General features: G+C 29.4%; 2 protein-coding genes and 1 pseudogene. 1 reads left to right on the forward strand and 2 read right to left on the reverse strand.

Features of this window, described 5'->3' with window-relative positions:
• A pseudogene (locus RSC39_RS11930) lies at positions 1-198 on the reverse strand (peptide-methionine (R)-S-oxide reductase); the annotation flags it as partial.
• The gene (locus RSC39_RS11935; RefSeq protein WP_332537444.1) at positions 195-332 is read right to left on the reverse strand and encodes a peptide-methionine (S)-S-oxide reductase; all 138 of its coding nucleotides are present in this window, start codon (positions 330-332) and stop codon (positions 195-197) included. The gene RSC39_RS11935 and the pseudogene RSC39_RS11930, both read right to left, overlap by 4 nt.
• A gap of 153 nt (positions 333-485) precedes the next feature.
• Here RSC39_RS11935 and RSC39_RS11940 point away from each other — a divergent pair.
• A partial coding sequence (locus tag RSC39_RS11940; protein ID WP_332537446.1) for a nitrilase-related carbon-nitrogen hydrolase occupies positions 486-759 on the forward strand: 274 nt, incomplete at its 3' end.

Raw genomic sequence — 759 nt, forward strand, 5'->3', positions numbered from 1 at the left:
TCTTTCGGTATAAACTTTATTGCTGCTGAATTTACGCAAAATCTTATTCCTCCAAACTCCGATAGAAAAACTTGGCCACCCACATCCTGAATTAAATTTATCTTTAGATGAAAATAAAACTTCTCCACTTACTATATCTACGTAGATTCCCTCTTCAAAATTATCATTGTATTCATTTTTAAAAGGTGGTTCTGTCATACCTGTTCATATGTTGGATTTCTAATCTCTCCACCTGTGTACCCTAATCTAATACTTATAACTCCCTCATACCTATCAAATAGCTTTACCATACACCAAAAACATCCACCTGCAAATATTGCTTTTTTTAACATTATAACAACTCCTTATCTTTTATGTATTTTTTATGCTCATATTGACTTCTCCTTAATCTAATTTATTAGATTACATCACCATATTTCTACACTAAAACTTTTGTTTACTATGCTACTATAATATTAAATTCATATATAAAAAGGGGTGGTTCTATGAGTGAATTAAAAGTTGGAATTATTCAAATGTATGTAGAAAAAGATAAAGTGAAAAATATAGAAAAAGCTAATAGTTTTGTAGAAAAAGCTGTTAAGGATGGTGCTGAGTTAGTTGTTCTACCAGAAATATTTTTATGCCATTATAACAAATCTAGCATACATATTTACGCTGAGAAAGAAGGAGAGTTATCTTATTTATTATTATCTGAAATAGCTAAAAAAAATAATGTGTACTTAGTTGCTGGTTCTGTTCCAGAAAAAGGTGAGAATG

This window comes from Lactococcus sp. (genome assembly GCF_036648155.1).
GTDB lineage: Bacteria > Bacillota > Bacilli > Lactobacillales > Streptococcaceae > Lactococcus > Lactococcus cremoris.